Consider the following 6,844-nt stretch of genomic DNA (forward strand, 5'->3'; position numbering starts at 1 on the left):
GGGCTGTTTTCCCCGGTGGCAAATACCACCCCCGCCGGCGATTGAGGCGCGGAGCCCCAGGGGGGTCCGGGCGCAGCCCGGGGAACGGTGGAAGGGCGGGTAGGGGACTCCGCCCCGCAGGGCCGACCACCGACGGACGGAGTCCGGCGCAGCGGCGCGAAGCCGGGGAAGCCCGCCGGGGCCGAGCCGCGCGAGCGGCGCGTCGAAAAGGTCAGACCACCGCTCCGCGGCCCGGGTCGTCGTCCTCGTCGTCACCCTGGGACATCCGCGCCACCAGCGTCGCGAACCCGCCCAGGAAGCCGCCGATGCCCAGGGTGGTCAGCCACCAGGTCATCTCCCACTGGAACAGCACGGCCAGGAGCAGCAGCACCGGTCCGCCCACCACCGCGAGCCAGGCGAACTTCGACGTGGTGTCGGCCTCCGGCAGCTCCGGCTCCGGGGGCACGAAGTGGCCCTCGTCCTTGGCGGACTCGGGGAGATCGTCGGGATCGGCCAGCGAATGGTCGCGCGGGCCGATCGAGCCCACGCCGGGGGCGAACACCACCGAACTGCCCAGGGGCGCGGCCGGCGGCTCCGGGGCCTTCGGATTCTTCGGCTCGCCGGCACCCGCGCCGGAATCCGCGGCGTCGCCGGGTTCGAGCGGCTCGACGTCCTCCTCCGGCAGGAGCAGGTTCTCGATCGGCCGGAACGGTCTCGCACCCGGCGGATCCGCGGGCTCCTGGCCGTACCCGGCGACGATCGCCGCCCACGCCGCTTCCTCGTCCAGCGGGGGGACACCCCCGGAGGACTCCTCGTGCTCAGCCACCGCTGGCCGCCCCCTCCCTGCCGACGCTCTCCGCCAGTCGACCGACGAACGCGTAACTGTCCGCGAAGATGCGCTCCGCGTCATGGTCCAACGTCGCGACGTGGTAGCTCTGTTCCAGCAGGGTCTCGGTGACGTCGGTGGAGGAGACCCGCGCCAGGATGCGCGCCGAGTCGGCCGGCCGTACGACGTGGTCCTGCGGGCTGTGCAGGAGCAGCAGCGGCTGCGTCACCTGCGGCAGCTCGGTGTCCAGCATCTGCAGGAACTTGCGCAGCGAGTGCGCGGCCCGGGTCGGGACCCGGTCGTAGCCGACCTCGTCCGAGCCCGGCTTGGCGATGTCGCTCGCGATGCCCGGCGTCGACCGGATGAAGTGCTTGACCACCGGAAGGGCGACGGCCAGCGGGTCGTGGACCTTGTTGACCGGGTTGACGAGGACGATCCCGCTGATCGAGTCCCCGTGCTTCGCCGCCAGCCGCAGCGTCAGCGCGCCACCCATGGACAGGCCGAAGACGAACACCTGCTCGCAGCGCTCCAACAGCTCCCGCAGTGCCCGGTCCACCTCGGCGTACCAGTCCTGCCACCCCGTGAGCTGCATGTCCTGCCAGCGCGTCCCGTGCCCGGGGAGCAGGGGCAGCGACACCGTCAGCCCGCGCGCGGCCAGATGCTCGGCCCAGGGGCGCATCGACTGCGGGGAACCGGTGAAGCCGTGGCAGAGGAGGACGCCGACCTTTCCGCCCTCGTGGCGGAACGGCTCGGCTCCAGGGAGGACGGGCACCAGGGTCTCCTTCGAAGGGGGGTGGGGGGGGTGCGTAGCGCTGTGTGACTTCACCGTACGCGACGGGGGTGGCACCGACCAGGGTCGTCGGGCCGCTGCGGGCCCGGCCACCGGTAAGGTCTGTTCGACAGACAGAGGAAAGGCTTTCGAGTTGATCTACGGCGCAATGAAGTTCTCCATCGGCGGTTCCCTGAAGCTCGCCTTCAGGCCGTGGGTGGAGGGCCTCGAGAACATTCCCGCGGAGGGGCCGGCGATCCTCGCGAGCAACCACCTGTCCTTCTCCGACTCCTTCTTCCTCCCGGCCGTGCTGGACCGGAAGGTGACCTTCATCGCGAAGGCGGAGTACTTCACCTCCCCGGGCGTCAAGGGCAAGCTGACGGCCGCCTTCTTCAAGGGCGTCGGCCAGCTCCCGGTGGACCGTTCCGGTGCGCGCGGGGCCGGTGAGGCCGCGATCAAGAGCGGCATCGACGTCATCGAGCGCGGAGAGCTGTTCGGTATCTACCCCGAGGGGACGCGTTCACCCGACGGCCGGCTGTACCGCGGCAAGCCCGGCGGGCTGGCCCGGGTGGCGCTGGCCACCGGTGCGCCCGTCATCCCCGTGGCGATGATCGACACGGAGAAGATCCAGCCGCCCGGCAAGGTGGTTCCGAAGCTCATGCGACCGGGTATCCGGATCGGGAAGCCGCTGGACTTCAGCCGCTACCAGGGCATGGACGGGGACCGCTTCATCCTCCGCTCGGTGACCGACGAGGTCATGTACGAGATCATGAAGCTCTCCGGCCAGGAGTACGTGGACATCTACGCCACGGCCGCCAAGCGTCAGATCGCCGACGCGGAGAAGGCCGCGGCCAGGAGCGAGAAGGCCGAGAAGGCGCACAAGGCCGAAGAGGCGCACCGGGCCGACGAGGCTTCGGAAACCGACAAGTAGCAGTACGCGGGCGCGTTCCGCCCGTACGGGGTGGGGGAGATGGCGAAGCGCGAGCGCGTCGTACGCATGTCGGTCGAGCAGCCGCTGTGGCGTGCCCTGACGGCCTACCGGCTGCTCACCATGGTCTACGCGGTACTGCTGTTCGCCTTCGCGTACAAGAAGTTCGACCGGCCCTGGGTCGCGGCCGGCTACCTCGCCGTCCTCGCGGTCTGGACCCTGGTCACCCTCCCCAAGGTGGCGAACGCCGCCAGCTGCACCAAGCGGTTCCTGTGCGCCGACCTCACCGTCGCCTGCGTGGGCATCCTGCTCACCTCGATCGCCGACAGCCACGAGCGGATCGCGGCCGGCGGCCCCACCCTGCCCTCCATATGGACCGCGGGGGCCGTCCTCGCCTTCGCCCTCAAGGGCGGCTGGCGCTGGGCCGGTTTCGCCTCCACCTTCGTCGCCGTCGCCAACCTCGTGCAGCGCGGCGAGCCCACCCGCGACACCCTGCACAACGTGCTGCTGGTGTGGGTCGCCTCCATCGCCATCGGCTACGTCGTCGAGGTCGCCCGGGCCAGTGAGGCCACCCTCGCCCGCGCCCTGGAGATCGAGGCCGCCACCCGCGAGCGTGAACGCCTCGCCCGCGACATCCACGACGGGGTCCTCCAGGTCCTCGCCATGGTCCAGCGGCGCGGCACCGAACTGGGCGGGGAGGCCGCGGAGCTGGGCCGGATGGCGGGGGACCAGGAGGTCGCGCTGCGCACCCTGGTCTCCAGCGGGCTGACGCGCCCCTCCCGGATCTCCGGCGACGAGTCGCTCGGCGCGCTCGTGGCCGCGTACGAGGTCGAGGAACCCGCCGCCGACGAGGGCGAGCTGGATCTGCGGACCCTGCTCGCCCCGCACGCGGGCTCGCGGGTCAGCTTCGCGGAGCCGGGCACCCCCGTGCCGCTGCCGGTGCCCGCCGCGCGGGAGCTGGCCGCGGCGGTCGGGGCGGCGCTGGACAACGTGCGCAAGCACGCGGGCGAGGGGGCCAGCGCCTGGATCCTGGTCGAGGACTGGGGCGACGAGGTGATCGTGACCGTCCGGGACGACGGCCCGGGCATCCCGGCCGGCCGGCTCGACCAGGCGGAGGGCGAGGGCCGGATGGGCGTCGCCCTGTCCATCCGGGGCCGGCTGCGCGACCTCGGCGGCAGCGCCGAGCTGGTGTCCGTCCCCGGACAGGGCACCGAAGTGGAACTGAAAGTACCGAGGGGGAGCACCAAGTGAACGAGCACAGCGAGACCGGCCGGGGCGGCGAAACCGCCGGCATCAAGGTCATGGTCGTCGACGACCACCCGATGTGGCGGGACGCGGTCGCCCGCGACCTGGCCGCCGCCGGCTTCGACCTGGTGGCCACCGCCGGCGACGGCCCGGAGGCGCTGCGCCGGGCCCGCGCGGCCGCCCCGCACGTCCTGGTCCTCGACCTCAACCTGCCCGGCATGCCCGGGGTCCAGGTCTGCAAGGAACTGGTCGGCGCCGACCCGGCGCTGCGGGTCCTGGTGCTGTCCGCGAGCGGCGAGCACGCCGACGTCCTGGAGGCGGTGAAGTCCGGGGCCACCGGCTACCTGCTCAAGTCCGCCGGAGCCCAGGAGCTCATCGACGCCGTCCGCCGCACCGCCGCCGGCGACCCCGTCTTCACCCCGGGCCTGGCCGGCCTGGTCCTCGGCGAGTACCGGCGCCTGGCCACCGACCCCGCCCCGGCCGCCTCCGACGAGCCGAAGGCCCCGCAACTGACCGACCGGGAGACCGAGGTGCTGCGGCTCGTGGCCAAGGGGCTCTCGTACAAGCAGATCGCCGAGCGGCTCGTGATCTCCCACCGCACGGTGCAGAACCACGTGCAGAACACCCTGGGCAAGCTCCAGTTGCACAACCGGGTGGAGCTCGTCCGGTACGCGATCGAGCGCGGCCTCGACGACGCGTAGGGCTCGACGACGCGCAGGGCCCGTACGGCTCGTACGGGGGAACCGGCTCCCCGTACGAGTGAACAGGCGTACGCAACGCCCCGTAATTCCACCGGAATTGACCCTTCAGCGCACCTCGGTGTGACCTGAGTCACCACTAGCGTGACCGTCATGCGGGCCCTGCGGCCTCAGCGGGCCCTGTGGCGAAGGGAAATTCCATGAAGGTCGGAGTGCTGACGGGCGGCGGAGACTGCCCCGGACTCAACGCGGTGATCCGCAGCGTCGTGCGCAAGGGCGTCCAGGAGTACGCCTACGAGTTCATCGGGTTCAAGGACGGCTGGCGCGGCGCGGTCGAGGGCAACACCGTCCCCCTCGGCATCCCGGCCGTCCGCGGCATCCTGCCGCGCGGCGGGACCATCCTCGGCTCCTCGCGCACCAACCCGTTCAAGCTGGACAACGGTGTCCGCCAGATCAAGGACAACCTCGCCAAGTACGAGGTCGACGCCCTCGTCGCGATCGGCGGCGAGGACACCCTGGGCGTGGCCGCCAAGCTGTACGAGGAGTACGGCGTCCCCTGCGTCGGAGTCCCCAAGACCATCGACAACGACCTGTCGGCCACCGATTACACCTTCGGATTCGACACGGCCGTCGGCATCGCCACCGAGGCCATCGACCGGCTGCACACCACCGCCGAATCGCACATGCGCGTCCTGGTCGTCGAGGTGATGGGCCGCCACGCCGGCTGGATCGCCCTGCACTCGGGACTCGCGGGCGGCGCCAACGTCATCCTCATCCCGGAGCAGCGCTTCGACGTGGACCAGGTCTGCGCCTGGGTGACCTCCCGGTTCAAGGCGAGCTACGCGCCGATCGTGTGCGTCGCCGAGGGGGCGATGCCCAAGGACGGCGACATGGTGCTGAAGGACGGCACGAAGGACTCCTTCGGGCACGTCCGGCTGTCGGGCGTGGGCGAGTGGCTGGCCAAGGAGATCGAGGCGCGGACCGGCAAGGAGGCCCGTACGACGGTCCTCGGCCACATCCAGCGGGGCGGTACGCCCAGCGCGTTCGACCGGTGGCTGGCGACCCGCTTCGGGCTGCACGCGATCGACGCGGTGCGTGACGGGGACTTCGGCAAGATGGTCGCGCTGAAGGGCACGGACATCGTGCGGGTGCCGATCGCCGAGGCCACGGCGAAGCTCAAGACGGTGGACCCGGCGCTGTACAAGGAGGCCGGAGTGTTCTTCGGCTGAGTTCCCCGGCCGGGTTCTTCGGCCGGGTTCTCCGGCTGGGCCGGAGCGCGGAGGCGGACCGTGGGTCGTAAGGTGACAGACGACCCATGGTCCAATCTTTCGTGCAGTACGGGAGCGAACGTGGAAATCCTGGCATTCGGGGTGCAGGGAGACGAGAAACCGCTCATCGAGAAGGCCTTCGCGGGACAGCATGAGGTGCGCTGCCTGGACGTCTTCCTGAGCGAGGACACCGCCCCCATCGCGGCCGGGTACGAGATCGTGTCCTCGAGCGTGAACGCCGACCTGAACGGGCGGGTGCTGCAGACCCTGGCGGCGGGCGGGACGAAGATGATCGCCCAGCGCTCCACCGGCTTCAACAACATCGACCTGGACGTCGCCCGCCGGCTCGGGCTGACGGTCAGCCGGGTCTCGTACTACTCCCCGTACTCGGTGGCCGAGTTCGCGTGGACCCTGGCGATGGCCGTGAACCGGCGCATCGTCCGCGCCTCGAACCGGACGCGGGACTTCGACTTCCGGCTGAACGGCCTGATGGGCCGCGACATGCGCGGCCGCACGGTGGGCGTGCTCGGCACCGGCAAGATCGGCGAGGCGTTCACCCGGATCGCGCACGGCTTCGGGATGAACCTGCTGGGCTGGGACGTGGCGCAGAACCCGGCGTGCGTGGAGCTGGGCATGAAGTACGTGGACAAGGACGAACTGTTCGCGTCCTCGGACCTGATCAGCCTGCACGTTCCGCTGCTGGAGTCCACGCACCACATCATCGGCCCCGAGGCGCTTCGGATGATGAAGGACGACGCGATCCTGGTGAACTCCAGCCGTGGCGGTCTGGTGGACACGGACGCACTGGTCAAGGAGTTGCGGGCGGGACGGTTCGCGGGGGTCGGGCTGGACGTGTACGAGGCGGAGGCGGGGCTCTTCTTCCTGGACAAGTCCCTGGTGGTCGTCGAGGACGACACCCTGGCGCGGCTGATCACCTTCCCGAACGTGGTGGTCACGTCCCACCAGGCGTACTACACGCACGACGCGGTGGGCCAGATCATCGACACCACGGTCGCGAACGTCGCGGACTACTTGGCGGGCCGCCGCTCCGAGAACACCCTGAGTCCTGCCTGACATACCGCTCCCGGGCTGCGGTGTGCCGCCTCGAACGCCGGCGGGGCCGGATTCTCC

General features: G+C 70.9%; 7 protein-coding genes. 5 read left to right on the forward strand and 2 right to left on the reverse strand.

The window, feature by feature from the left end:
- Window positions 1-211 precede the first annotated feature (211 nt).
- Window positions 212-805 carry a hypothetical protein gene (locus tag ACWGDE_RS34090; protein ID WP_453392928.1) on the reverse strand — a complete coding sequence of 198 codons (594 nt, stop codon included), beginning with the start codon at window positions 803-805 and terminating at the stop codon, window positions 212-214.
- Window positions 798-1,577, reverse strand: coding sequence for an alpha/beta hydrolase (locus tag ACWGDE_RS34095; RefSeq protein ID WP_453392929.1), 780 nt, complete (start codon window positions 1,575-1,577; stop codon window positions 798-800). Before ACWGDE_RS34095 ends, ACWGDE_RS34090 begins: the two co-directional genes overlap by 8 nt.
- A gap of 166 nt (window positions 1,578-1,743) precedes the next feature.
- Between ACWGDE_RS34095 and ACWGDE_RS34100 the strand changes: the two genes are divergently transcribed.
- The 5 genes from ACWGDE_RS34100 to ACWGDE_RS34120 all read left to right on the forward strand — a co-directional run bounded on the left by ACWGDE_RS34100 (window position 1,744) and on the right by ACWGDE_RS34120 (window position 6,787).
- On the forward strand, window positions 1,744-2,505 hold the full coding sequence (locus ACWGDE_RS34100; protein WP_453392933.1) for a 1-acyl-sn-glycerol-3-phosphate acyltransferase: 762 nt from the start codon (window positions 1,744-1,746) through the stop codon (window positions 2,503-2,505).
- Window positions 2,506-2,544: 39 nt separating this feature from the next.
- On the forward strand, window positions 2,545-3,753 hold the full coding sequence (macS, locus tag ACWGDE_RS34105) for a MacS family sensor histidine kinase (RefSeq protein WP_453392930.1): 1,209 nt from the start codon (window positions 2,545-2,547) through the stop codon (window positions 3,751-3,753).
- Between the two features lie 50 nt (window positions 3,754-3,803).
- On the forward strand, window positions 3,804-4,448 hold the full coding sequence (locus tag ACWGDE_RS34110; RefSeq protein ID WP_453392934.1) for a response regulator: 645 nt from the start codon (window positions 3,804-3,806) through the stop codon (window positions 4,446-4,448).
- Window positions 4,449-4,645: 197 nt separating this feature from the next.
- On the forward strand, window positions 4,646-5,674 hold the full coding sequence (locus ACWGDE_RS34115; protein ID WP_453392931.1) for a 6-phosphofructokinase: 1,029 nt from the start codon (window positions 4,646-4,648) through the stop codon (window positions 5,672-5,674).
- A 120-nt stretch (window positions 5,675-5,794) separates the two neighbouring features.
- The gene (locus tag ACWGDE_RS34120) at window positions 5,795-6,787 is read left to right on the forward strand and encodes a 2-hydroxyacid dehydrogenase (RefSeq protein WP_453392932.1); all 993 of its coding nucleotides are present in this window, start codon (window positions 5,795-5,797) and stop codon (window positions 6,785-6,787) included.
- The last annotated feature ends 57 nt before the right edge of the window (window positions 6,788-6,844 follow it).

The sequence above is a fragment of the Streptomyces sp. NPDC054956 genome (assembly GCF_053609185.1).